The organism is Nocardia amamiensis NBRC 102102, assembly GCF_001612745.1.
GTDB lineage: Bacteria > Actinomycetota > Actinomycetes > Mycobacteriales > Mycobacteriaceae > Nocardia > Nocardia amamiensis.
This window is the reverse complement of the sequence record NZ_BDBA01000002.1, coordinates 40,311-64,947: the sequence shown is the minus strand read 5'-3', so window position 1 is coordinate 64,947 and position 24,637 is coordinate 40,311. Positions and strand designations below refer to the sequence as shown.

General features: G+C 66.8%; 24 protein-coding genes. 13 read left to right on the top strand and 11 right to left on the bottom strand.

From position 1 onward, the window contains the following. Positions 1–22 precede the first annotated feature (22 nt). Positions 23–1,531, bottom strand: a complete 1,509-nt coding sequence (locus NA4_RS00560; protein ID WP_067462116.1) for a lipase maturation factor family protein — start codon at positions 1,529–1,531, stop codon at positions 23–25. A gap of 355 nt (positions 1,532–1,886) precedes the next feature. Further along, positions 1,887–3,251, bottom strand: coding sequence for a flavin monoamine oxidase family protein (locus NA4_RS00550; RefSeq protein WP_067462265.1), 1,365 nt, complete (start codon positions 3,249–3,251; stop codon positions 1,887–1,889). 232 nt (positions 3,252–3,483) lie between these two features. Here NA4_RS00550 and NA4_RS00545 point away from each other — a divergent pair, with 232 nt between their 5' ends. The 7 genes from NA4_RS00545 to NA4_RS00515 all read left to right on the top strand — a co-directional run bounded on the left by NA4_RS00545 (position 3,484) and on the right by NA4_RS00515 (position 9,531). Then, complete coding sequence (locus NA4_RS00545) at positions 3,484–4,737, top strand: cytochrome P450 (RefSeq protein ID WP_067462109.1); 1,254 nt, start codon at positions 3,484–3,486, stop codon at positions 4,735–4,737. Positions 4,738–4,870: 133 nt separating this feature from the next. After that, positions 4,871–6,127, top strand: a complete 1,257-nt coding sequence (locus NA4_RS00540) for a cytochrome P450 family protein (protein WP_067462106.1) — start codon at positions 4,871–4,873, stop codon at positions 6,125–6,127. A gap of 63 nt (positions 6,128–6,190) precedes the next feature. After that, complete coding sequence (locus NA4_RS00535; protein WP_084496644.1) at positions 6,191–7,135, top strand: metal ABC transporter substrate-binding protein; 945 nt, start codon at positions 6,191–6,193, stop codon at positions 7,133–7,135. A gap of 35 nt (positions 7,136–7,170) precedes the next feature. After that, positions 7,171–7,914 carry a metal ABC transporter ATP-binding protein gene (locus NA4_RS00530; protein ID WP_067462262.1) on the top strand — a complete coding sequence of 248 codons (744 nt, stop codon included), beginning with the start codon at positions 7,171–7,173 and terminating at the stop codon, positions 7,912–7,914. Positions 7,915–7,939: 25 nt separating this feature from the next. After that, entirely contained in the window at positions 7,940–8,824 is an 885-nt protein-coding gene (locus NA4_RS00525; RefSeq protein WP_067462101.1) for a metal ABC transporter permease, read from the top strand. An 81-nt stretch (positions 8,825–8,905) separates the two neighbouring features. Further along, a complete protein-coding gene (locus NA4_RS00520) occupies positions 8,906–9,115 on the top strand; it encodes a type II toxin-antitoxin system VapB family antitoxin (protein ID WP_067462256.1) in 210 nt (69 codons plus the stop codon). Beyond that, on the top strand, positions 9,112–9,531 hold the full coding sequence (locus NA4_RS00515) for a PIN domain nuclease (RefSeq protein ID WP_084496642.1): 420 nt from the start codon (positions 9,112–9,114) through the stop codon (positions 9,529–9,531). The genes NA4_RS00520 and NA4_RS00515 overlap by 4 nt, the downstream gene beginning before the upstream one ends. 189 nt (positions 9,532–9,720) lie before the next feature. On the opposite strand, the gene NA4_RS00510 is transcribed toward NA4_RS00515, so the two are convergent. From NA4_RS00510 to NA4_RS00490, 5 genes are all read right to left on the bottom strand, one after another. Beyond that, the gene (locus NA4_RS00510; protein ID WP_067462098.1) at positions 9,721–10,971 is read right to left on the bottom strand and encodes an ABC transporter substrate-binding protein; all 1,251 of its coding nucleotides are present in this window, start codon (positions 10,969–10,971) and stop codon (positions 9,721–9,723) included. Then, positions 10,961–11,932, bottom strand: coding sequence for a branched-chain amino acid ABC transporter permease (locus NA4_RS00505; protein WP_245671013.1), 972 nt, complete (start codon positions 11,930–11,932; stop codon positions 10,961–10,963). The genes NA4_RS00510 and NA4_RS00505 overlap by 11 nt, the downstream gene beginning before the upstream one ends. Before the next feature lie 104 nt (positions 11,933–12,036). Then, positions 12,037–12,918, bottom strand: coding sequence for a branched-chain amino acid ABC transporter permease (locus tag NA4_RS00500; RefSeq protein ID WP_067462092.1), 882 nt, complete (start codon positions 12,916–12,918; stop codon positions 12,037–12,039). Positions 12,919–12,920: 2 nt separating this feature from the next. Continuing rightward, positions 12,921–13,640, bottom strand: a complete 720-nt coding sequence (locus tag NA4_RS00495) for an ABC transporter ATP-binding protein (RefSeq protein WP_067462089.1) — start codon at positions 13,638–13,640, stop codon at positions 12,921–12,923. Beyond that, a complete protein-coding gene (locus NA4_RS00490; RefSeq protein ID WP_067462086.1) occupies positions 13,637–14,395 on the bottom strand; it encodes an ABC transporter ATP-binding protein in 759 nt (252 codons plus the stop codon). Before NA4_RS00490 ends, NA4_RS00495 begins: the two co-directional genes overlap by 4 nt. Positions 14,396–14,620: 225 nt before the next feature. On the opposite strand from NA4_RS00490, the gene NA4_RS00485 reads away from it, so the two are divergent. Beyond that, positions 14,621–15,922 (top strand): PucR family transcriptional regulator, encoded by a 1,302-nt coding sequence (locus tag NA4_RS00485; RefSeq protein WP_067462252.1) that lies wholly within the window; start codon positions 14,621–14,623, stop codon positions 15,920–15,922. Here the strand turns inward: NA4_RS00485 and NA4_RS00480 are convergent. Continuing rightward, the gene (locus NA4_RS00480) at positions 15,902–16,552 is read right to left on the bottom strand and encodes a TetR/AcrR family transcriptional regulator (protein ID WP_067462083.1); all 651 of its coding nucleotides are present in this window, start codon (positions 16,550–16,552) and stop codon (positions 15,902–15,904) included. The genes NA4_RS00485 and NA4_RS00480 overlap by 21 nt on opposite strands. A 127-nt stretch (positions 16,553–16,679) precedes the next feature. On the opposite strand from NA4_RS00480, the gene NA4_RS00475 reads away from it, so the two are divergent. From NA4_RS00475 to NA4_RS00465, 3 genes are all read left to right on the top strand, one after another. After that, positions 16,680–17,678, top strand: coding sequence for a class I adenylate-forming enzyme family protein (locus NA4_RS00475; RefSeq protein WP_067462249.1), 999 nt, complete (start codon positions 16,680–16,682; stop codon positions 17,676–17,678). Then, positions 17,675–18,127, top strand: coding sequence for a MaoC family dehydratase (locus NA4_RS00470; RefSeq protein ID WP_067462081.1), 453 nt, complete (start codon positions 17,675–17,677; stop codon positions 18,125–18,127). The genes NA4_RS00475 and NA4_RS00470 overlap by 4 nt, the downstream gene beginning before the upstream one ends. A gap of 197 nt (positions 18,128–18,324) precedes the next feature. Further along, complete coding sequence (locus NA4_RS00465; RefSeq protein ID WP_067462078.1) at positions 18,325–19,467, top strand: lipase family alpha/beta hydrolase; 1,143 nt, start codon at positions 18,325–18,327, stop codon at positions 19,465–19,467. Positions 19,468–19,548: 81 nt separating this feature from the next. Here NA4_RS00465 and NA4_RS00460 read toward each other — a convergent pair whose 3' ends face one another. Further along, positions 19,549–20,106 (bottom strand): sugar O-acetyltransferase, encoded by a 558-nt coding sequence (locus NA4_RS00460; protein ID WP_067462247.1) that lies wholly within the window; start codon positions 20,104–20,106, stop codon positions 19,549–19,551. A gap of 223 nt (positions 20,107–20,329) precedes the next feature. Here NA4_RS00460 and NA4_RS00455 point away from each other — a divergent pair, with 223 nt between their 5' ends. After that, complete coding sequence (locus NA4_RS00455) at positions 20,330–21,409, top strand: ADP-ribosylglycohydrolase family protein (protein WP_084496669.1); 1,080 nt, start codon at positions 20,330–20,332, stop codon at positions 21,407–21,409. A 13-nt stretch (positions 21,410–21,422) separates the two neighbouring features. On the opposite strand, the gene NA4_RS00450 is transcribed toward NA4_RS00455, so the two are convergent. Further along, entirely contained in the window at positions 21,423–22,334 is a 912-nt protein-coding gene (locus NA4_RS00450) for a LysR family transcriptional regulator (protein WP_067462075.1), read from the bottom strand. Between the two features lie 134 nt (positions 22,335–22,468). Between NA4_RS00450 and NA4_RS00445 the strand changes: the two genes are divergently transcribed. Next, the gene (locus NA4_RS00445; RefSeq protein WP_218022221.1) at positions 22,469–23,941 is read left to right on the top strand and encodes an MFS transporter; all 1,473 of its coding nucleotides are present in this window, start codon (positions 22,469–22,471) and stop codon (positions 23,939–23,941) included. 18 nt (positions 23,942–23,959) lie between these two features. On the opposite strand, the gene NA4_RS00440 is transcribed toward NA4_RS00445, so the two are convergent. Further along, on the bottom strand, positions 23,960–24,580 hold the full coding sequence (locus NA4_RS00440; protein WP_067462070.1) for a TetR/AcrR family transcriptional regulator: 621 nt from the start codon (positions 24,578–24,580) through the stop codon (positions 23,960–23,962). Between the last annotated feature and the right edge of the window lie 57 nt (positions 24,581–24,637).

The following is a 24,637-nucleotide window of genomic DNA, read 5'->3' as shown; positions in this document are numbered from 1 at the left end:
GACAACACGGACACCCGCTGCCTCATTCGGCTGTCCGGGAAGGTCGGTCGGCCGGACTCGACACCTCCGGTTCGGCGTCAGGCGGCGGGGCGGCGTGGTCGGTGTCCGGGGTTCCGCGCAGCGTGGCAGGCGGCAGGTATTCACCGACGCAGCGGCGGGTCCACCAAGCCCCCGTACGGCGGCGTTCCTCGCGCGTGGTGAAGCGGTAGACGTAGAGCAGGATCCGCACGTACTTCGGCGGTCGCTCAGGGAAGGGATTCGTCGCCAGCAGACGCGATATTGCGGTTTCGCCTTGCAGCAGTTGGACCACCATCGTCAGCAGCCAGGATTCCGCATACCGCGGTGACATGGCCGCGAACCACATCAGCCAGTCCAGCCGCAGGTGATAAGGGGCCACCTGCCTCGGGCGGCGGGTGAGGGTGCCGGGCTTGGCCCGGAATTCGTACGCCTTCCAGGTCGTGTCCGGTTCGGGCTGCTCGTCGGTGCCTTCGATGACCAGTTCGAGTCGCGTGCGGGTGATCTGTCCGAACAAGCCGTAGGTGTTGCCCAGATACAGCCGGTTGAAGGCGGCGTTCATCACCTGGTGCCGTGACGCCATATTGCGGACCGGCGCCCAACTGAGCACCACCATCGCCAGCGTCATAATCGTCACCATGATCGTGAACCACAGCGGTCCATCCGGCGCCGGCGCCGGCTCGACAGGAACCAGCGCCGCGAGGAACCGGCCGTCGAGCGCCAGCGTGGCCAGTGCGATCGTGAGCAGGTTCAGCCACGCGAAGTTCCCGCTGACCGTCAGCCACAGCTGCGTCACGATGATGATCCCGGCGGACACCGACGCGATCGGCTGAGGGCACAGCAGCCCGAACGGCACGACCAACTGCGCGACATGGTTGCCCAGCACCTCCAGCCGATGGATCGGCTTGGGCAGATGGTGGAAGTACCAGCTGAACCGGTTCGGGATCGGCTGGGTCTCATGGTGGTAGTAGAGCGCGGTGCGATCCCGCCACGCCGGATCATTGCGGATCTTGATCAGGCCCGCGCCCACCTCGAGCCGCACCAACAGCCAGCGTAGGAGCAGCACCACCGCGATCGGCGGGGCCGTGTCCGCGTTTCCGAGGAAGATCGCCAGGAAGCCTGCCTCCAACAGCAGCATCTCCCAGACGAAGCCGTAGAAAGTCTGCCCGGCATTGACGAACGACAGGTACAGCACCCACAGCGTCGCCCACACCGCCATCGCCACCGGCAGCGGCACCATGTCGGTCAGGCCGAGCACCACCGCGCCGGACAGCACCACACCGAGCGCGGCCAGAGCGGCGGCCAGCCGGTCGGAGTAGTGGAGGTGGAGCAGGCTGGGCGACCGCCGGAACCCCGCCGCCCGCAGATACCGCGGCGCGGGCAGCAAGCCTCGCTCGCCGCACAGTGCCCGGAATTGGGCCAAGGTCGACAGAAACGCGATGAGATACACCAGGCCGAGCAGCCGCTCGAAGAGCAGCCGGGCCAGTACGTAACCGGAATCGTAGAAGCCGAACATCGCTGGTTCGCCCACGCTCGAATACGAAGCTCCTGATCAGGACAACGCTCGGAGCGGCCGAATTCTTTCCGGCAACCTCGCGGAAATCGGTCCGGAAGCAGGCACTCATCCCGCCTGACCGATCCCCGACCTCATCGGTGGTGGCATCGACCGTGACCGAACACCGGCCAGGAACATGCTGATCTGCGCCTGATCGGCCGGACGATGCAGATAGCTGACCAGCCCGCGCGCCACTGTTCGCGCCAGAGCGGGACCGTGGTCGTCCTCGATCAGCGACGATGAGCACGCGCCGAACCGCATCCACGTCCGCAAGCAGCATGGACCCATGGTGCCCATACGCACTGCGAGCGGACCGTCAACCCACCGCCGCGGTTTCGTGTTCCAGCACTTCGCTCGCTGCCCGTTCGCCCGAGCGGATGGCTCCGTCGATCCAACCGCACATGGCCGCGGAGCTTTCCGTTCCGGCCCAATGGATCCGGCCGCAGGGTTCGCGGAGGGCGTGGCCGAATTGGGTGAGCACGCCGGTCGGTGCGTGGCTGAGCATGCCGCCACCGGAGTAGCGGTCGGCGCTCCAGTTCTGCTCGATGTAGTCGATAGGGGATCTCGCCTTTTCGCCGAATCGATCGCCGAGTTCGCCGAGTATCGCCTTCTTTCTTTCGGCCGCGTCGAGTTGTCCGACCTGACGTGCGATGGGTCCCTCGATGATGACGCACAGGACTCCGGGGCGCCCGGTGTCCGTGCAGGCGTCGATCGTGATGGTCGCGGGTGATCCTGGCGAGACGGATTGGCCCGACAACCCGTCGTTGCGCCAGAACGGTTCGTCGTACACGACGGAAATCTTGATGATCGAGCCGCTCGGCATCCGCTGGTGGAGGAACGAGCGATCGACCGGCAACATCGGTTCGTAGCGAATCTGGCTCGCGACCGCCAAGGGCACGGCCACGATCGCCCGGCGTGCGCGCACGCTCACCTGATCGGTGCGAACCGTCACCCCGTCGGGATCCTGCTCGATGCGCCGGACCGGCTGGGCGAGGCGGATCGACTCGCCGATCTCGGCGGCCATGGGCCGGTAGATGGCGCCCATGCCGCCGACCGGGCGGGCGTCCTGCGCGCCGTCTTTGACGCCGAGGACGAAGCCCGGCCCGCCACCGGAGGCCATCTGGTAGAGCACGAAGAGCATCGACACCTCCGCGGCGGCCGAGGTGTAGCAGCCGGCGATGGCGGTCTCCAGGAGTTCGTGGGCGGGTTTGGACAGGACGTTGCCATCCAGCCAATGCGCCAGACTGACCTGATCCCACTTGTCGGCCTTCTTCGCGGCCCACGGAGCCTCCAGCGGGACCGACTTGCACAGGTGACCCAGCTCGAGCAAGACCGCGCCGAGGTTCATCGCCGCCCACGGGCTCATGGTCCACGGGATCGTGCCCGTGTAGCGGTGCTGCTTGCCGTCCACCACCATCAAGGCCTCACCGTCGGTGTACTGCTTGTAACTCGGTACCCCGAACTCGTTCATCAGGGCCTGGATCCGGTCCTGTCCCGGCCCGATCCACGCGCCGCCGCGATCGATCCAGGACCCGTCCGGACGCACTTCGGTGAACGTCCGCCCACCGAGCCGGTCGCGCGCTTCCAGCACGACCACCGATCGGCCGGTCTGTCTCAGCCGCAGCGCGGCCGTCAATCCGGCGAATCCGGCACCGATGACGCAATAGTCGACGTCTGTCATGAAAGCCGCCCTCGTGTTGGAGTTCTGCGCGGCACCGCCGCGCGATCGCCGCACCCGGCACAATGGGTGCGATCAGCCTTCGATCAGGCACACGACTCGAATATCCAGCAATTCTATAGCAAATTCCGTGTCCGGTCCGGTCCGGCGACCTGACCCCTCGTTTGCGGTGCGTACGCTCCGCAAGCTGCTTAGGCTCACTGGGCTTGTTGTTCGACCGCCTGGAGTTTTCCCGATGACGATGTCTTCGTCCCCAATGCACAGCTCATCCGGCCGTGCACCGCACGGTTCGCCGATCGATAACGACGGTCCGCGAATTCCGCTGTACGCACCGGAGTTCGCGACCGATCCACACGGTGCCTATCGCGAGATGCGCGAACGGTACGGGTCGTTCGTGCCGGTCGAGTTGGCGCCGGGCGTGCCCGCGACCTTGGTGATCGGGTATTACACCGCGGTGCGGATCCTGAACGACCCGGATCATTTTCCGGCCGATCCGCGCACCTGGCAGCAGGGCATTCCGCCCGACTGCCCGGTGCTGCCGATGATGGAGTGGCGGCCGAACGCGCTGCGGAATGCCAGCGCGGAGCACGCCCGCTACCGGCAGATCAATGTCGCGGGTCTCGGCAAGGTCGATCAGTACCGCCTGCACGACACCGTGGCGGAGATTGCGATCCCGTTGATCAACTCGTTCTGTGCGGACGGGTCCGCGGATGTGGTTCGCCAGTACGCGTTTCCGCTCTCCTTCGCGGTGCTGAACGCTTTGCTCGGTTGCCCGGCCGGGATTGCGCAGCGCGCCGCGAGCGGTATGGCCGCAATCTTCGAGGGCATCGACGCAGAGCGCGGAAACAAGATGCTCATCGATGCGCTGCTGGAGCTGACCCTGCTCAAGCGCGCCGAACCCGGCGACGACGTGACCACCCGGATGCTCCAGCACCCGGCCTCGCAGAGCGATACGGAAATCGTGCACCAGTTGGGCACGCTGTACGGCGCGGGCATCGAACCGCAGCAGAATCTGATCGTCAACACCCTGCTGCTGATCCTCACCGACGAGCGGTTCGGCGGCGTTGTGCTCGGCGGGAGCCTCTCGACCCGCGATGCCCTCGACGAGGTGTTGTTCAACGACCCGCCGATGGCGAACTTCTGTTTCAGCTTCCCGAAGCAGCCGATCCTGATCGAGGACGTCTGGCTGCCCGCCCACCAGCCGGTCGTGATCAGCATCGCCGCCTGCAACACCGACCCGGCGATCAGCACAGACCAGTACGCGGGCAATCGCGCCCATCTGTCCTTCGGGGGCGGGCCGCACGCGTGTCCGGCGGATTCGCTGGCTTACCTGATCGCCCAGGATGCCATCGACCAGCTGCTCGACGCATTGCCGGAGATTCGCCTCGCGGTGCCACCGAGCGAGCTGGCCTGGCGGCCGGGTCCGTTTCACCGCGCATTGACCGCTCTGCCGGTGGTGTTCCCGGCGTCGCCTCCGCTGCCCGCCTAGTGGCGCCGGGGATTGCATAGCAAACTCCGTGGTCCGGTCAGACCGGTGACCAGACCCGTCGTTTTCGGTACGCGCGCTGCGCAAGCTGCTTAGGCTCACTGGGCTTATTGTTCAACCGACTGGAGTTTCCTCGATGACGATGCCTCCGTCTCCAACGCAGAGCCGATCCGGCCACGGGCCGCACGGTTCACCGATCGATGACGACGGTCCGCGGATTCCGCTGTACGCACCGGAATTCGCGGCGGATCCGCAACGCGCCTACCGCGAGATGCGCGAACGGTACGGATCGTTGGTGCCGATCGAGGTGGCTCCGGGCGTGCCTGCGACCCTGGTGATCGGGTACTACACCGCGGTGCGGATCTTCAACGACCCGGACCATTTTCCGGCCGATCCGCGCACCTGGCAGCAGACTGTTCCGGCCGATTGCCCGGTGCTGCCGCTCATGCAGTGGCGCCCGAACGCGCGGCGTAACGACGGCGCGGCGCACGCCCGTTACCGCCAGGCCAATGCCGCGGGCCTGGACAAAGTCGACCGGTACAAACTGCACGACACCGTGGCGCAACTCGCCGTCCCACTGATCAACTCGTTCTGTGCGGACGGGTCCGCGGATCTGGTCCGCCAGTACGCGTTTCCGCTCTCCTTCGCGGTGCTGAACGCTATGCTCGGCTGCCCGGCCGAGATCGCGCAGCGCGCTGCGGCCGCGATGGCCGCGATGTTCAACGCCGTCGACGCGGAGCGTGGGAACAAGCTGCTGATGGCCGCGCTGGCGGAGTTGATCGAACACAAGAAAGCCGAACCCGGCGACGACGTGACGACTCGAATGCTGCAACATCCGGCTGAGCTGACCGATCTGGAAATGGCCAATCAGGTGGGCACCATGTACGGCGCGGGCATCGAGCCGCAGCAGAATCTGATCGCCAATACGCTGCGGCTGATCCTCGCCGACGAAAGGTTCGGCGGCAGTGTGCTCGGCGGGAGCCTCTCGACCAGGGACGCCCTCGACGAAGTGTTGTTCAACGACCCGCCGATGGCGAACTTCTGTTTCAGCTTCCCGAAGCAGCCGATCCTGATCGAGGACTTCTGGCTGCCCGCCCACCAGCCGGTCGTGATCAGCATGTCCGCCTGCAACACCGACCCGGCGATCAGGACGGACCAGTACGCGGGCAATCGCGCCCATCTGGCGTTCGGTGGCGGGCCGCACGTGTGTCCTGCCCGGTCGCTGTCCTACCTGATCGCCCAGGACGCCATCGATCAGCTGCTCGACGCCTTACCTGAGATTCGCCTCGCGGTGCCACCGAGCGAGCTGACCTGGCGGCCGGGCCCTTTCCACCGCGCATTGACCGCTCTGCCGGTGGTATTCCCGGCGTCACCTCCGTTGCCCGTGGAGTAGCGAGCCGGACTTCAATGGCTCCAACTTGAAAGTTAGGGGAGGCGAACATTATGCTCTCGGTGCATGAAGGCTCGGCTGCACCGTTTGCTTGCTCTCCCCCCGCGCCGGTTGGCCGCGGCCGCCACCGTCGGTGTCCTGGCGTTGGCCCTTACCGGGTGCGGGGCAAGTGAGGCCGGGCGTCATGATCGACCGGTGGTGCTCACCACGTTCACGGTCCTCGCCGATATCGCGCGGAACGTGGCAGGCGAGCACCTGACCGTCGAGTCGATCACCAAGGCGGGCGCTGAGATCCACGGCTACGAGCCGACTCCCGGCGACATCAAGAATGCCTCGAAGGCCGATCTGATCCTGGACAACGGCCTGAACCTGGAGGCGTGGTTCGCCCAGTTCGTCTCCGATGTGCGCGTGCCGCACGCGGTGGTCAGCGATGGCGTCGCGCCGATCGGTATCAGCGAGGACGCCTACCAGGGCAAACCGAACCCGCACGCGTGGATGTCGCCGCAGAACGCGCAAATCTACGTCGACAACATGGTGCGCGCCTTCGAGGGGCTTTCCCCGCAGCACGCGGCCGATTTCCGGGCCAACGGCGAGCGGTACAAGACCGAACTGCGCAAGGTGCACGACGAACTTCTCGGCACCCTGAGCGCGCTGTCGCCGGACGAGCGCGCCTTGGTGACGTGTGAGGGCGCGTTCTCCTACCTGGCCCGCGACGCCGGTCTCACCGAGAAGTACATCTGGGCGGTCAACGCCGAGCAGCAGGCCACGCCCCAGCAGATCGCCTCGGCCATCGACTTCGTCCGGCAGCGCCGGGTGCCCGCGGTGTTCTGCGAGTCCACGGTGTCGGACGCGCCGATGCGGCGAGTGGTCGAGGCCAGCGGCGCCCGGTTCGGAGGCGTGTTGTACGTCGATTCGCTGTCGGAGGCCGACGGCCCGGTGCCGACCTACCTGGAGCTGATCCGCCACGACGCGCAGACCATCGGTTCCGCACTGACGGGACGCAGGCCATGAACGAGCGAGTTATCGAGACAGCCGCTGTGGCGGTCATGCCGGAGCCGAGCACGCCGGCGATCGAGGTGCGCGGTGTCACCGTCCGCTACGGCGACGTGCTTGCGCTCGACGGGGTCGACCTCGCCCTGGATTCCGGCCGGGTGTGCGGGCTGATCGGCATGAACGGTTCCGGCAAGTCGACCTTGTTCAAGGCCATCATGGGCCTGGTCCAGCCCGATCGCGGAACCGTGCGAATCAACGGTGACGCGCCGGTCGCGGCGCGGCGGGCGGGCGTTCTCGGTTACGTGCCGCAGAGCGAGGATGTCGACTGGAGTTTCCCGCTCTCGGTGCGCGACGTGGTGATGACCGGTCGTTACGGCCACATGGGGTTCACCCGCCGCCCGCGCAAGGCCGACCGCGAGGCCGTCGCGCACGCGCTGGAACGCGTGGAGCTGACCGACCTCGCCGACCGGCAGATCGGCCAACTGTCCGGCGGGCAGAAGAAGCGTGCCTTCGTAGCGCGCGGGTTGGCGCAGGGCGCGACTGTCCTGCTGCTCGACGAGCCGTTCGCCGGGGTCGACAAACGGTCGGAGGCCACGATCACCACGCTGCTGCGTGAGCTGGCCGCCGATGGCGCCACGATCCTGGTGTCGACGCATGACCTGAACGCCTTGCCCGGTCTCGCCGACGAGGCGGTGCTGCTGATGCGCACGGTCCTCGTGCACGGCGATCCCGGTTCGGTACTGCGGCCGCAGAACCTGGCGAGGGCGTTCGGCCTGGATGTGATGGACCGGGTGTGAACCCGGCGGAGCGCGAGACAGACCAATGAATGTGACCGAATTCTTCATCGATCCCCTGCGCTACGAGTTCATGGTGCGCGCGCTGGCGACCACCGTGACGGCGGCGGTGGTGTGCGCGGTGTTGTCCTGCTGGCTGGTGCTCATCGGGTGGTCGCTGATGGGGGACGCGGTCTCCCATGCGGTGCTGCCCGGTGTGGTGCTGGCCTACATCGTCGGACTGCCGTTCGCGGTGGGCGCGATCGTGTTCGGGTTCCTGGCGGTCGCGCTGATCGGGGTGGTCCGCGACACCAGCCGGATCAAAGAGGACGCCGCCATCGGCATCGTCTTCACCACACTGTTCGCGTTCGGGCTGGTGCTGGTGTCGGTGACGCCCAGTCAGACCGATCTCAACCACATCGTGTTCGGCAACCTGCTCGGCGTCAGCCGCGCCGAGCTGATCCAAGTCGTGCTGCTCGCGGCGATCACCCTCGCCGCGTTGATCCTCAAACGCCGCGATTTCACGCTGTATGCCTTCGATCCCACGCACGCGCACGCCATCGGACTCAGTCCCCGGCTGCTCGGCACCGCCCTGCTCGGCCTCTTGGCCCTGACGGCTGTCGTCGCCCTCCAAGCGGTCGGCGTCGTTCTGGTGGTCGCCATGCTCATCATCCCGGGAGCGACCGCCTATCTGCTCACCGACCGTTTCGGCCGCATGCTGATCATCGCCCCGACCGTCTCGGTGGCCTGTGCGGTGACGGGTCTGTACGTGAGCTACCACCTCGACACCGCGCCGGGCGGGATGGTCGTCGTCGTCCAGGGTCTCGCCTTCACCGCCGTCTACCTGTTCGCGCCGCGCCAGGGTGTCATCGGGCGGCGCATTTCGGCGATCCGCCGGCAGCGGAGCGCGAACTCGCTCAGCGCCACCCAGTGAGTTCGTTTCGCGGCCGGAAGCTCTGCAGCGCTGATATGCTTGATATCTAACCGGACTATCTCATATATCCAGGCGGCTATGATGTCCAAGCTCTTGATCGATGTCGACGACGAAGCGCTTGCCGAAGCTCAGCGACTGCTGGGAACGAGCACCAAGAAAGACACCGTGAACGCGGCGCTGGCTGAAGTGTCGATGCGGCTGAAGCGTGTGAAGGCGCTGGACAAGCTCACCGCGATGGCGGAGCGGGGCGACTTCGACGTGCTGCTCGACAAGGACAACTATCGGCGGTGATCAGCTACCTCATCGATACTTCGGCTGCCGCCCGGATGCTGATCAACCCCTCCGTACGAAAAGCCTGGCATGAGGTGATCGCCGTAGGAGTTGTCGCCATCTGCGACGCGGTGGAGTTGGAACTGCTGTTCACAGCGCAGTCCCTGGCGGACCGGCTCGAGAAGAAGGACATCTTGCGCGAACTCTTCGGCTGGGCGGTCACGCCGGACGACGTGTGGGTGCGTGCGCACCACGTGCAGCAGCTCCTCACCGAGCACGGCCACCATCGCAGTGCAGGTGTGGTGGACCTCGTGATTGCTGCCACCGCGGAGGCGAACAACCTCACCGTTCTGCACTATGACCGGGACTTCGAGACCGTAGCCGGAGTGACCGGGCAGCCGACTCAGTGGATCGCGACGCCCGGAGTGATCAGCTGACATCGCGGCAGCGTTCGAAGTTTGCCGCGATGGTCGCGCCGAACCAGGGCAGCCCCAGGACGATCACCGGGCTGCCGGTCGTAGCTCCCGCCGTGGCACCGAGCAGGCAGCCGCCGCCGATGTGACCCGCTGGGCGACCGCGCCGACTCCCCGCCCCGGAGAGCGCCGGGGCGGGGAGTCGGGGAGTGCCTACTTGCCGGGCTCGATGACTTCGCCGGTGAGCACCCAGTGATCACCCTCGAATCGCATAAGCCGCACCGCCTCCATCGGGAAGGCGTCGCCAGGGCCGGTCGCGAGCGTGATGCCGGGCAGCAGCAGGTCGACGCCGACATTGTTCAGCGCGCGCATGGAGTCGCGAAGGCCTTCGCGGGTAGGGCATTTCGCGGCCGCCATGGTCTTGTGGAAGCTCTCCGCGGCTGCCCAGCCGAAGACCAGCTGCTGGTTGGTCGGGTCGGCGCCCGGCGCGTACTTCGCCAGCTTCTCCCGGTAGCCGCGCATCGCCGGGTCGGCCGTCCACTGTGGGTCGGCCGGGTCCTTGGCGAATGCCGCCGACACCACGCCCTGGACGTTCTCGAAGCCGACCGGCTTCAACACGCTGAAGGTGCTGCTGACCTGCGAGACGATGTGCAGCGGATTCCAGTCGGTGTTGCGTGCCTCGGCCGCGAGTGCCTGCGAGGCGAACTTGGGCGTGGAGAAGTTCAGCAGCACATCGGCTTTCGAGGAAGCCAGGTTGCGCACCTGCGGATCCACGGTGGGATCGGTGACCTCGTAGCTCTGCTCGGCGACCACCTTGATGCCACTACCCTCCACGGCCTTGGTGAAGTTGGTCAGCAGATCCTTGCCGAAGTCGTCGTTCTGGTAGAGCACGGCCACGGTCGCGTTCGGCCGCTGCTGGCGCACGTACTGGGCGAAGGCGAGTGCTTCGGTCCGGTAGCTGGGCTGCCAGCCGATGGTCCACGGATGTTGGTCATCCGCGCCCCATTTCGTCGCGCCGCCCGCCACGAACACCTGCGGCACCTTGCGCTGGTTCAGGTAGTCCCACACCGCCGAGGAGGTCGGTGTGCCGAGGGTCTGGAAGAGAGCGAACACCTGGTCCTGTTCGACCAGCCTGCGGGTCTCCTCCACGGTCTTGGGTGGCTGGTAGCCGTCGTCGCGCACCAGGTATTCGACCTTGCGGCCCTTGATCCCGCCGTGCTCCGCGTTGAGGTAGTCGAAGTAGGCGCGAACACCCTTCGGTATCTCGCCGTACGCGGACGCGGGCCCGGACAGCGGATAGATCCCGCCGAGTTTGATGCTGGTATCGGTGATGCCCGTGGTCTGCTGACCCCGGCAGTCGCCCTGTCCGACGGTACCGCCGTCGTCGCCGCGGCCGCCACAGGCGGTGACCGCGAGCAGAACGGCAGCCGCGACTCCTGCGGCGCGGATCGCTCTAGTGCGCATTGGTTTTCCCTTTCCGAACGAGGTGTTCGAGCCAGCGCGCCGCCCGGCCGGCGAGTCCGGCCAATCCGTTCGGCGCGAGGTACATGACCGCGATGATCAGCAGTCCGAAGGTGACGCCTGGGGCGGCTTGGTTGACGTCCTGGGCGAAGCTCGGGATGTACATCACGAACAGTCCGCCGAGCACAGGTCCCCAGTGCGAACCGAGCCCGCCGACGACCAGCCCGGCCAGCAGGGTGACCGACAGGCCGATCGCGAACGAGTCGGGGGAGACGAACCCGATCACCCAGGTGTAGACGCAGCCCGCCACCCCGGCGAGCATCGCGCTGAAGGCGAAGGCGAGGGTCTTGTAGAACGCCAGGCGCACTCCCATGATCTCGGCGGCGACCTCGTTGTCGCGAATGGCGTGCAGAGCCCGGCCGACTCGGGACCGCAGGATCCCGGCGACCAGCAGGAAGCTCACGGCCATGGTGACCAGCGCGAGGAAGTACAGCCACTGGTCCTCGGCCAGGCCCGTCCACGCCGGTGCGGCCGGCTTGGCGAGCGTCAGGCCCATCGACCCGCCGGTGAGGAATTCGACGCGTTTCAGGAGCGGGACCAGGAAGATCGCGATGGAGAGGGTGACCAGTGCCAGATACAGTCCGCGCAACCGCAGCGCGGGTACCCCGAGGGCGAGTCCCAGCGCGAACGTCACCGCCGCGGCGACCGGAACGGTGGCGAGATACGGTGCGTCCCAGCGGTCCATCAACACGGCCGCGCTGTATGCGCCGACACCGAAGAAGGCGCCGTGCCCCAGCGAAATCTGGCCGGTGTGTCCGACCAGCAGATTCAGGCCGAGCAGCGCGATCGCGTAGATCATCGCCATCGCGAGCTGGAAGGTGCGGAACGGCACCAGCTGGAACGGCGCGGAGCAGGCGAGGACCAGCAGGGCGGCGATCGCCAGCGTCTGCCGGTGTGCAGTCACCAGTTCGAGCAACCCCGACCTCTTCGTGAGAGGCGTTGTGGCTCGGCTGGACTCGTCAGCCGTGTCAGACGAATTGGTCATGGTATTCGGAGTTCGCATGTCGCTCATACCCTTTCCACCGCCGGTCGGCCGAACAGACCCTGCGGGCGCAGCAGCAGGACACCGAGGATGATCACCAGCGGCACGCCGATCTTGAGTTCGGTCCCGATGACGTCCAGGTAGGCGCCGGTGAGGGTCTCGGCGACGCCGACGATCAGCCCGCCGGCGACCGCGCCGCCCGGACTGTCGAATCCGCCGAGCGTCGCGGCCGCGAAGGCGTAGATCAGCACTCCACCCATCATGTTGGGCTCCAGGAAGAGCAGCGGCGCCGACAGCACTCCGGACACCGCGCCGACGAGGGCGGCGAGGCCCCAGCCGAGCGCGAGCACCGTGCCGACCCGGATGCCGACCAGCCTGGCGGACTGGGGATTACACGCGACCGCCCGCATCGCCAGCCCGATCTTGGTGTAGCGGAACAGCAGGTACAGCAGCCCCATCACCACGCTGACCACGGCTAGCACGCCTAGGCTGCCGTATCCGGCCGAGACCCCTCCGGCGCGCAGCGCGCCCTCGGGAAATGGATTCGGGAACGACTTCACCTGAAACGACCAGATCCAGCCCGCCGCCGCGTTGACGAAGAAGAACAAGCCGACCGTCACGATCACCAGCGTCAATTCGGGCGCACCCTCGACCGGCCGGATGATCACCCGCTCGATCAGCATTCCGCCGGCGAAAGACACTGCCAGCGTGGCGATCAGCGTCAGCCAAAATGGCATGCCGAACTGGGTGAACTGCCAAGCCAGAAAGGCCGAGAACATGGCGAGCTCGCCCTGGGCGAAGTTCACGATCCCGGTGAACCGGTGGATGAGTACCAGTGCCAGCGCGAGTCCGGCGTAAATGGCTCCGGCGGAGAGACCTTCGATGATCTGCTGTAGGAATCCGGCCATGGTCAGATCCGGTATCCGAGGTAGGACTGCGCGACCTGCTCGTCGGCGCGGATCTCGGCCGCGGTGCCGGACAAGACGATTCGGCCGGATTCCAGGACGTGCGCGTGGTGTGCGGTCTCCAGCGCTAGGTGAGCGTTCTGCTCGACGACGATCACGGTGGTGCGTTCCTCTTCATTGATGGTGTGCACGATCTGAAAGAGCTCCTGGGTGACCAGGGGGGCCAGGCCCAACGACGGCTCGTCCAGCAGTAGCAGCCGTGGGCGCAGCATGAGCGCCCTGCCGATGGCCAGCATCTGTTGCTGCCCGCCGGACAGTCCGCCTGCGGGCTCGCGCAGCCGGTCCTTCAGGACCGGGAAGTAGTCGAAGACTCGCTTCAGATCGGCCTCGATACGTGCCCGATCGCCGTGCCGGTAGGCGCCGAGTCGCAGATTGTCCTCGACGGTCAGCGGCAGGAATGTCCCGCGTCCCTCGGGCACGTGCGCGACACCGGTTCTGGCCATGGCCTCCGGTGCGCGTCCCGTGACCTCGATGCCGTCGAGGCGCACGGTGCCGCGCGCCTTGACCATGCCGCACAGGGCGCGCAGCAGTGTGGTCTTCCCGGCCCCATTGGGGCCGAGGATCGCGCAGATCTGCCCCTCGGCCACCTCGAAGGTCAAGCCGTGCAAGACTTTCGCGCCCCCGTAGCCCGCGTGCAGGTCGGTGACGGTGAGAAACGCGCTCATGCCGCCGTCCCCAGGTAGGCGCGGATGACAGCCGGATCGCGCTGCACCTCTTCGGGTTTACCCGCGGCGATCACCCGGCCGAACTCCAGGCACACCACGCGCTCGCAGGTGCCCATCACGAAGCCCATGTGGTGCTCGACGACGATCATGGTGAGGTCCAGCTCGGCGCGCAGGGCCCGCAATCGGTCGGCGAACTCGTCGACCTCGCCGTGACTGAGCCCGTTGACCGGTTCGTCGAGCAGCAGCAGCCGTGGCCGCACGGCCAGTGCCCTGGCCAGCTCGATCCGCTTGAGCGTGCCGAAGGGAAGCCCGGCGGCCGGCCGATCGGCCACCTCGGCGAGGTCCAACCGGGTCAGCAGCGCATCGACCTGCGTACGCAACTCGCGCTCCTCGCGCCGCACCCGAGGAAGTCGCAGACCCGCGGCGACGAATCCGGCCCCGGCGCGGTGGTGCGCGCCGACCAGGACGTTGTCCCGGACCGACATGCGCGGGAACAGCCCGAGGTTCTGGAAGGTCCGGGCGATGCCGAGTCCGGCGAGGGCGTGCGGTGCCGCGGTCAGCAAGTCACGATCCTGATACCGGATGGCGCCCGTGGTGGGCTGGTAACGCCGGGTCAGGCAGTTGAACAGCGTCGTCTTGCCCGCGCCGTTGGGCCCGATGAGTCCGACCATCTCGCCGGGGTCGACGTGGAGCCCGACCTCCTGCAGGGCGGTGATGCCGCCGAAGCGGACGGTGAGGTTGGTTATCTCGAGCATGCGTCCTCCGGCCCGCGTCCGCTCGCGGACGTGGGTGTCATTCAGTGCGGGGACAGCGCCGTCGGGTGACCGGCGTGTAGAACGTGGTCAGCGTAAAATTGCAGATTAAGATGCACATTGGGCGTGGTGGCCCAATCTCCGGCGTCCGGTTTGTCCGTTGCGGACACTCCGAGAGCACGGCGGATCGGTTGACATATCCGGTCAGGGCCATGGAGCATGCCCGATATGTCAGCTAGATCACACTCGATCGGCGCGATGGGTTCGGCGAGCGTGCTGGCCGAGCGGACGCGGATCGTCAGCAAACTGTTCGACCACGCCGACGACATGGCCGATGCCGGGATGTCCGCCATCATCGCCCAGATTCCCGCGTACGCCGCCCGTGATCTGAGCTTCCAGGCCGATGTACACGACCAGGTGGCCCAGCTGTGCCGGACCGGATTCGGCGCGCTGCTGGAACGGCGCAAGGTCACGATCGACGACGTCGCCTCCACCCGGCGCGCGGCTGCCCGCCGTGCCCAGTCGGGGATCACCCTGGTGGACTACATCAACGCGTTCCGGCTGGGTCAGCAGGCGGTGTGGAAGTCGCTGGTCGCCCACGCCGGACATTCGGAAGCGGGGCGCGAGGCAGCACTATCGATGGTCGCGCCGCTGGCGCGGTACTGCGATCTGATCAGCACCCAGGCGGCCAACGCATATCTGGAGTTCCAGCAGTACATTGCCGCGGAACCGAGCTGGGACAGCGCGCACCTGATGGAAAGCCTTCTCGATGGTGTGCTGCCCGAGCGGGGCTCGCTACTGACCACGGCGCAGGGCCACGGGATCGGCCTTGCGAAGTCCATGCCCATGGTCGTCGTCGCCGCAGTCGTGCTGAAGGTGACCGACCGTGGCCGTGGCCGGTGCGCGACATCCGAATCCGTTATGCAGGCCAGGCATCTCGCATCCGCGGCGATCGCACGCGCCGGCGTCAACGGGCTGCGCACACTGTCGGTGGTGCGCGGGTCCGACATCGTCGCGGTACCCGCGCTCGGCCGCAGCGGCACCGCCGCGGAGTTGTGCGACCGGCTGCGGGCGATGGCGGAACGATTGCGTGGGGAGGGCATCACGCTCGGCGTCGGAGTCAGCGCGGTCGTCACCGACATCGGAGAAATCCCCCAGGCATATCAGCTGGCACGTGCCGCGCTGGAACTGCTACCCGAGGACGGCGGCCTCATGGCGCTGCCGTGCATCACGCCCTTCCGGTATCTGATGTTGCGTGCCGACGACACCGCGCGGCGGTTGGTCGACTCGCGAATCCGCGCGCTGCTCTCCGACGACAGCGCTCGCGGCGGCGTGCTGGCCGAGACCATCCGTGCCTTCGCCGACGCCGATATGAATCTGCGAGACGCTGCGGATGCATTGCGCATCCACCACAACACGGCCAAGTATCGGCTGCGCCGCGTTCAGGAGCTCACCGGACGGAATGTGCGCAGTGTCGAGGATCTGGTCGATCTGCTCGTGGCGATCGAGTTACACGCCACCGACAAGTAGCCGGTACCGGCTCGCCAGACCGTCGAGCAGCGATTCCAGGCCGACCTCGAAGGCGTCCCGATCGATCCGCTGCTGCCGATCGGCCAGCAGGTGGGCCTCGTTCAGATGCGGATACGCATCGGCGTAGACGGCCGCGTCGGACGGGAAGCCGCCGGCGAACGAGCCGAGGGACGCGCCGGTGAGGAAATAGCGCATGAGCGTGCCGACGCTGGTGGCCTCGCGGCGCGGCCAGCCCGCGGCGACCAGCCCGCCGAAGACCGCGTCGGCCATGCGCAGTGCGTTCGGCCGGTGTCCCGGGCCGCCCGCGAGGGCGGGGACGATGCGGGGGTGCGCGGCCATCGCGGTGCGGTAGGAGCGCGACCAGGCGAGCAGTGCCGATCGCCAGTCCGGGTTGTCGGCGGAGAGCCGGTCGAACATGGAGATGTCGACTTCGCCGAGCACCGCGTCGACTACGGCGTCGATCAGGTCGTCCTTGGTGCGGACGTGGTTGTACAGCGACGGTCCCTGCACGCCCAGTTCGGTGGCCAGCCGCCGGGTGGAAACGGCCGCCAGCCCCTCGGCGTCCACCAGGGCGAGCGCGGTCTCGATGATGCGCGCCCGGGTCAGCAGCGGCTTGCGCGGTCGGGCCATGGGCCTCCTTTCGATCCTCGCATTCTCGCAGTGCAGCTTGCGCCCCTGGTTTCGGTGTCCTACGGTGAGACGGAAACTTGCACTGCTAGTTTTGGAGAGCGATGTCGAGATTCATCAGGTGGCCGGTATGAACGCGACGCTGTCGGTGGCCGGCATCCTGGCCGAGCAGGCGCGACGGCGCCCGGACCGGACCGCGCTGATCGACCGATCGCAGCGAATCACCTTCGCCGAGTTGTGGCATCGAGCGCGCGGGCAGGCCGCCGCGCTGATCGAACTCGGTGTGCGTCCCGGGGACCGAGTGGCGCTGATGTGCCCGAACGTGGTGCGTTTCCCGGTCGCCTACTACGCGATTCTCGCGGCGGGCGCCGTGGTTGTCCCGGTGCACCCGCTGTCCGCCTCGGGCGAGGCGGAGCACCTGCTTCGCGACAGCCGCGCCCGGATGCTGCTGTGCCATCCCATGTACGCCGAGTCCGGAATGCCGGCCGCCGCGACCGTCGGAATCCCTTGTCACGAACCGGGTTCCCTGATGGCGGAGCCGATCGCGTCCTATGTTTCGCGGCAGCCGGATTTCGGGCTTCGGGTGGGCACCGTCGGGCACTCCATCTGGGGCGTCGAGGTGGAGATCGCCGATCCCGACGAGCCGCAGCGCATCACCTTGCTGCCCACCGGTGAACTCGGCGAGGTGGTCATCCGCGGACACAATCTGTTCAACGGCTATTCCGGGAATCCGGCCGCGACGGCGGCCGCGGTCGTCGACGGATGGTTCCGCACCGGGGATCTCGGCGTGAAGGATGCCGACGGCTATATCCGGATCGTGGACCGGATCAAAGAGATGATCATCCGCGGCGGGTACAACGTGTATCCGAGCGAGGTGGACGCGGCGTTGCTGCGACATCCGGATATCGCCGCCGTCGCGGTCATCGGCATCCCGGATGACGTATACGGCGAGGAGATCTGCGCGGTGGTCGTTCCCTGCGGTCCGATCACCGCCGATCAGGTAAGCGATTTCGCGCGTGAGCATTTGGCCGAGCACAAGTATCCGCGCCGGGTGGAGTTCGTGACGGAACTACCGCTCGGTCCGAGCCACAAGATCCTCAAACGAAAGCTCCTGGAGCAGTTCGAGTGAGGGTGTTCGAGGATTTCGACGCCCTGCGCGCGGCGGTCGGAGCGGACCTCGGCACCAGCGATCGGATCACCGTCGATCAGCATCGCATCGACCGATTTGCCTCGGCCACAGGCGATTTCCAGTGGATTCACGTCGACGCCGCGCGCGCCGCGGAGGGCCCGTATGGGCGCACGATCGCGCACGGATTCCTCACTCTCGCGTTGCTCGTCCCGATGACGCAGCAGGTGTTGTCGGTGACGTGCGCGAAAATGGTCGTGAATTATGGACTCGGCAAGGTCAGGTTCATCACTCCCGTTCCGGTCGGCAGCCGGGTGCGCGGCTCGGTCACGCTCACTTCGGTGACAGATATTCCTGGCGGCGTGCAAACAGAGCGCCGCATCACTATCGCAGTGGAGGGGGCGGAGCGTCCCGCGTGTGTTGCCGAAAGCCTTGTGCGGTATCTCGGTTGAGTTTGCGGATGATTCTTCTTCATGGTGCATTCAGTTCTATTCCGGTATCTCGTGAACCATGGCGGTCAGGGTTGTCATCGGAGCCAAAATTCGGTTCACGACTTATATGTGCGGCGCAGTGACAGTGCACGATAGATAGTTCAGGATGAAAACGTCCGTATAACAGATTCGTTACGGACGTTCGTGAAAGGCTTGCAATGAAGCACGGAATTCGTCGCCACATATTCGCCGCCGCGGTCGTCGCCGGCGTCACCGCACTCGCCATGAGCCTCGGCGTCGGCGCCGCAGGCGCGGAACCGGACGCAAGGTCCGAGGAGCAGCAACTCGTCGAGGAATTGAACGCGGGACTGGGACCCGCGCCGGACGGCAGACAGCCGAAGGCGATCGTGGACTCCGGCAGCAGCTCCGGTTCGGCCTCGCGCAGTTACGCATCCGCCGCAATCGGCGAAGGTCCTGAGATGCCTGCCTATCTCGCGGCTTTCATGCACGGAGTGGCGCATCCGGATGCGGCGCCGCCCGGTGCCAACCGGCCGAACTGCACCCCGTCCCCGGCGCACCCGCGGCCGGTCGTGCTGGTGCACGGCACCTGGCTGAACGCCTACGACACCTTCGCGTATCTGTCGCCGCGGCTGGCGCGAGCCGGATACTGCGTCTACGCCTTCAATTACGGCCGTTCCGGTCTCTTGGAAGGCGGTGGCATCGGCCCGATCCTGCCCGGCCGCTACGGTGTCGGCCCGATGGAGGATTCCGCGCGGCAATTGCGCGATTTCGTCGAGCAGGTGCGCGCGCAGACCGGTGCGGACAAGGTCGACCTGATCGGGCATTCACAGGGTGGTCCGGTGTCGAGTCAGTTCATGAAGTTCGAGGGCGGCGCGGACAAGGTCGGGAAACTCATCACCTTCGGAGCGACTCACCACGGCACCTCCCTGATGGGAATGGCGACCCTGGGCCGGATCATCACCAACCTCGGCATCAATATCCTGGGTTTCTACGAACCGATCGTGGGCCAAGCGAATATCCAGCAGGCCGTCGGATCAAGGTTCTACGCGAAATTGAACGAAAACGGTGACACCGTTCCCGGCGTCGAGTACACGTCGGTCGGCACCCGGTACGACGAGATCTCCAACCCCTACGAGTGGACCTTCCTCACGCCGGGACCGGACGCGACGGTACACAACATCACCCTTCAGGACGGCTGTGCCGAGGACTGGTCCGACCACCTGACGATCATGTACTCCCCGCGCTCGGCCTCGATCGCCCTCCGCGCCCTCGATCCGGAAGCGAACCCGAACCTCGTCTGCGCCTTCAACCCGTGGATGATCGGCGGCGCGGGTCACTGAGCGACCGAAGCTTTCGGCCCGGGATCTGGTTCCAGGTCCGACCGCTCACGCAGAGCGGTCGCGGGCGACCAGATCCCGGGCCTACAGCTGCCGGATGACCCGGCACGGATTGCCCGCGGCGAAGACCCGCGCCGGCAGATCCCTGGTGACGACGCTACCGGCGCCGACGACTGTGTTCGCGCCGATCGTGACGCCGGGGCAGACGATGACGCCGCCGCCGAGCCACACGTTGTCGCCGATCTCGATCGGCGCGGCGGTCTCCCAGCGTTGGCGGCGCAGTTCATGGTCGTGCATCGGATGCAGGGCCGTCAGTAGCTGGGCCCTGGGACCGATGGATACGTCATCGCCGATGACGACTGGGGCGCAGTCCAACACGATCGCGTCATAGTTCAGAAAGCTATTGCGGCCCAGACGGATCAGATGGCCGTAGTCGCACTGGAAGCGCGGCATGATCCATGAGCCCGCACCGATGGCGCCGAGCAGCTTCTCGAGGATTTCGCGGCGTTCGTCGTCCTCGCCCGACCGAGTCGCATTGAAGCGATCCAGGAGTTCCTGACAAGACCGGCGTTCGGCGATCAGTTGCGGATCGTTGTCGCGGTAGAGTTCCCCGCGCAACATGCGGTCCTTGTGCGTTGTCATGCAACGATCCTGTCCGATCTCGATGACCGCGTCAGCTCCGATATCGGTGCGCACGACGACCGCTATAATCTCTTGTCTTCCAAGCCTATTCGCGGGGGCCTGTTATGTTGCTGGCCGCAACGTGTCCGTTGGCCGACCTTTCCCGGTAGTGCGGGCTCTCCGGCCTGGGCGTCGAAGGCTGTGGTGGTGAGGTTCGTGTGGGCTGGATGCGATGATGGGGTTCGTGGTGGATTACACGAGGGTTTTCGACCGGGTCAGGGGTTCGCTGCTGGGTGGGGCGGTCGGTGACGCGCTCGGGTGGCCCATCGAATTCCTTCGGCTGGAGCAGATCCGCCAACGGTACGGGGCCGACGGGGTGACGGGTTTTCTACCGCAACATATCGCGGATGCGCCGCAGCAGATCACCGATGACACCCAGATGACCTTGTTCACCGCTGAGGGGCTGTTGCGGTCGGAGCCGGGCGCTGACCCGGTGCCTGCGCTGCGCCGAGCGTATCTGCGCTGGTTGCAAACCCAGCGACAGGACGACGCCGCGCCGCAGGCGGATGGGTGGCTGGTGAGTCTGCCGTTTCTCTACGCGGTGCGTGCGCCGGGGAATGCGTGCATGTCGGGGCTCGGTCAGCAGGCACGGGGGTATCTCGCACCACGTCCGATCGGTGCGGTCGGCCGGGTGAATCCACAGTCGAAAGGATGCGGCACGGTGATGCGGTCCGCGCCATTCGGACTGGCGGGGCTAGGGCCTGATCGTGCGTTCACCGCCGCCGCCCGGGCCGCGCAGTTGACCCACGGGCATCCGACCGGATATATCGCCGCGGGTGCGTTCGCGGCGCTGGTCGATCGCGTGGTGAGTGGTGTCGAGCTGCCGATCGCAGTGCAGGAGACGGTGACTCGACTCGAGGCGTTGCCCGCGAGCGAGGAAACGACGGCCGCGTTGACCCGGGCCGTCGAGCTGTCCGAGCAACCGCCCTCCGCCGAGCTGGTCGAGCAGGTCGGCGCCGGATGGGTCGCCGAGGAGTGCCTGGCCATCGCGGTGTACTGCGCGCTGCACGCCGCCAGGACCGGTGATGTGCGCGCGGCGCTGCTGCTGTCGGTCAACCACTCCGGTGATTCGGACTCCACGGGTGCGGTTGCCGGTAATTTGATCGGTGCCGTCCATGGTGTTTCGGCGCTGCCGTTGGACTGGGCGCGCGCGGTCGAGGGGCGCGATGTGCTGGTCCAGGTCGCCGACGATCTCGTGATGAACTTCGGTATCGGCGATCGGTCCGCCCTCGGTGCCCGATACCCCTTCGACGAAGGTCTGTGACTGTCGCGGGCGATCAGGTGACGTCGCGTTCGGTGTGCCGTCGGCACACGTCGAGCACGCGGCTGCGCAGCCACCGGTGAGCCGGGTCCGCGTCGAGCCGGGCGTGCCACAGCAGTGACACCGTCACCTCCGGAGCGCGGAATGGCAACTCGAAGGAGTGCATTCCGCGCCGCAGGTCGGTGGTATGCCGTCCCGGGACCGTGGCGACCAGATCGGAGGCTCTCGCCAGAGCCAAGGCGGCGCTGAAGCCGTCCACCACGGTCACGACGTCTCTCCGGCGTCCGGTCGGATGCAGTGCCTCGTCCACCAGCCCCTCGGTCAGCCCGCGCCGGGAGACGTGCACGTGCCGCGCCGACGCATACCGGTCGATGGTGACTTTCCCGGCACTCAGCGGATGCTCGCTGCGCACCACACCGATGAATCGGTCGGCGAACAGCGGACTGCTCACGATGTCGGGAGGCGGAGCCTGCTCGATGACGCCCGTCTCCAAGTCGACGCTGCCATCCCGTAAGGGACCGACATCCTTCTTCGTCTTCTGCACGAAACGCAGCCGCACACCGGGTGCGTCGGCGCCGACCTTCGCCACCAATTCGGGTCCGAACCGCTCCACGAATCCATCACTGCTGCGCACGGTGAAATTTCTCTTCAGGGTCGCTGGATCCAGCTCTTCCGCAGGCCGCAGCACCTCTTCGGCCGCACGGACCAGGCCGTGGACCCGGTCGCGGAGTTCCAGGGCGCGCGGCGTGGGCACCAGCTCCCGGCCGGCCCGCACCAGCAGTGGGTCGCCGGTGGCTCGCCGCAACCGAGCCAGCGCACGACTCATCGCGGACGGACTGAGCGCGAGCCGTTCCCCCGCCCGGGTAACGCTGCCCTCCTCGAGCAGAACGTCCAGGGTGACCAGCAAGTTCAGATCGGGCCGCGCCATACGCACACGATCTCACAGACCAGCCACACATGGCGTCGCATGCACAGATACCTTTCCATCTTTGCGCCTTCCGCCAGGTCATATGGAGACCTACCGTCCATGACGACCCCTTGACTCGAGGAAGAGGACATCCCGTGAGATCAGCAACACCTCCGGGCGCCGAAGCTCAGCACGCATCGCCCGCGCAGCGTCCACCACTGGGCTGGACGCTGACCGCCCTGTCGCTGTCCATGCTTCTGCCGTCGCTGAGCATCAGCATCGCCAACGTCGGCTTGCCCGCCATGGCCGTGGCATTCCACGCGTCCTTCAATGAAGTCCAGTGGGTTGTGATCGCCTACCTGCTGGCCATCACGACGCTGATCGTCGGGGCAGGCCGACTCGGTGACCTCGCCGGCCGGCGTCGCGTCTTGCTCGGCGGCATCACCGTGTTCACGATTGCGACGCTGCTGTGTGGTCTCGCCCCGAATCTGGTCTTCCTGGTCGCGGCCCGCGCGCTGCAAGGCGTCGGCGCCGCGTCCATGATGGCGCTGACCATGGCATTTGTCGGCGAAACCGTGCCGAAGGACCGCACCGGCAGCGTCATGGGGCTGCTCGGAACGATGTCGGCGGTCGGCACCGCGCTGGGACCCTCCGCCGGTGGAGCCCTCATCGCCCTCGTCGGCTGGCGCGCGATCTTCCTCATCGGTGTGCCGCTCGGGCTGCTCGCGCTCGTGCTCACGATATGGGTGCTGCCCGGCTCCGCACCGGTAACGAGTTCTGCGCGACGGCGTTTCGATGTCACGGGTACGGCGTTGCTGGCGATCACCCTGGGCGCCTACGCACTGGCCATGACAATCGAAGGAAACGACTTCGGCCCACTCGCCATCGGATTGCTCCTCGCATCCGGGGTAAGCCTCGGCCTGTTTGTCCTTGCCGAGAGCCGCGTCGCGTCCCCGGTGCTCACCTTGTCGATGTTCGGTGATCGCGTTCTGGCCGCCGGTCTGACGGCCAGTGCGCTGGTATCGACCGTCATGATGACCACACTCGTCGTCGGCCCTTTCCACCTCGCCCTGGCACTCGACCTCGAGCCGGCCATTGTCGGGCTGGTGATGTCGGCGGGCCCCGCGGTGTCCGCCCTCACCGGTGTGCCGGCCGGACGCGCCGCTGATCGCTTCGGCGCCGAATTCATGGTGTTCGCCGGGCTCGGTGGCGTCATCGTCGGCACCACCGTGCTCGCTCTGATGCCAACGGCCGCAGGCGTCCTCGGATACGTGCTGCCGCTGGTCGTCACGACTGCCGGCTACGCGACGTTCCAAGCGGCCAACAACACGGCCGTGATGAAGGACGTCTCCGCGGACCGGCGCGGACTGGTGTCGGGCATGTTGAACCTGTCCCGGAACCTGGGCCTCATCACCGGCGCATCCGTTATGGGCGCGGTCTTCACCTCGGCGGTCGGCACGAGTGATGTCACCGCGGCCGCCTCGGCGGAGGTCGCTCGGGGAACGCAGCGGACCTTCGCCGTCGCGGCTGTCCTCGTGACCCTGGGCCTGGCCGTGGTCCTGTGGCTTCGCATGCCCCGACGCGAGCCACTCCGGCCGACACCCGCCCGGACAAACCAAGGGGAATAGCGTGACTCCCGACTTCCCTCACGGCAACAGTTGTCGGGCAAGCGCGTCGGTGGCCCAGTACTGCCACTCCTCGCTGGTCCAGCCGCGCTCGTGGATCAGTAGGTGGTAGGTCTCGGGCGCGAGGACGGCCAGGGCGATGTCTGCGGCACGTTCTGGGTCGATGCCCGCGCGCAGGGCGGTCTTGGCGGCCAAGGCCTCGCTGAGGCGTAGCTGCACCATGTGGCGCTGGTCGATGTTGGTCTGCCACAGTTCGGCCAGTTCCGGGTCGGTGGCCGCGGCCGAGCGGACCGCCTCCAGCAGGGGAGTGACCCTACCCAGGATCGCGCAGGCCGCGGCCACCTGAAGCCGGATCTGCTCGGCCGCAGGGGCTTTCACGGCCTCGGTGAACCAGGGCCGGTCGAGCGTGGCGACGGGCTCGGTGTCGCCCGCGATCTCGACGTCGAGCAGCTCGGTCAGAATCGCGCGCTTGGTGGCGAAGGTGAAGTACAGGGTCTGCACCGCCATTCCGGCTTCCTCGGCGATGGCCTTCATGGTGGTCGCGGTGTAGCCGCGGGTGGTGAACAGTTCCCGCGCGGCCGCGAGCATGCGGGCGCGGTTGGCTGAGGTCCGGGCGGCGCGTACTCCGGTGTTCTTCGGCATGGATCCGATGCTACTTGACTGGAGCAGGACTCTAGTGGAACATTTCACTAGACCAAT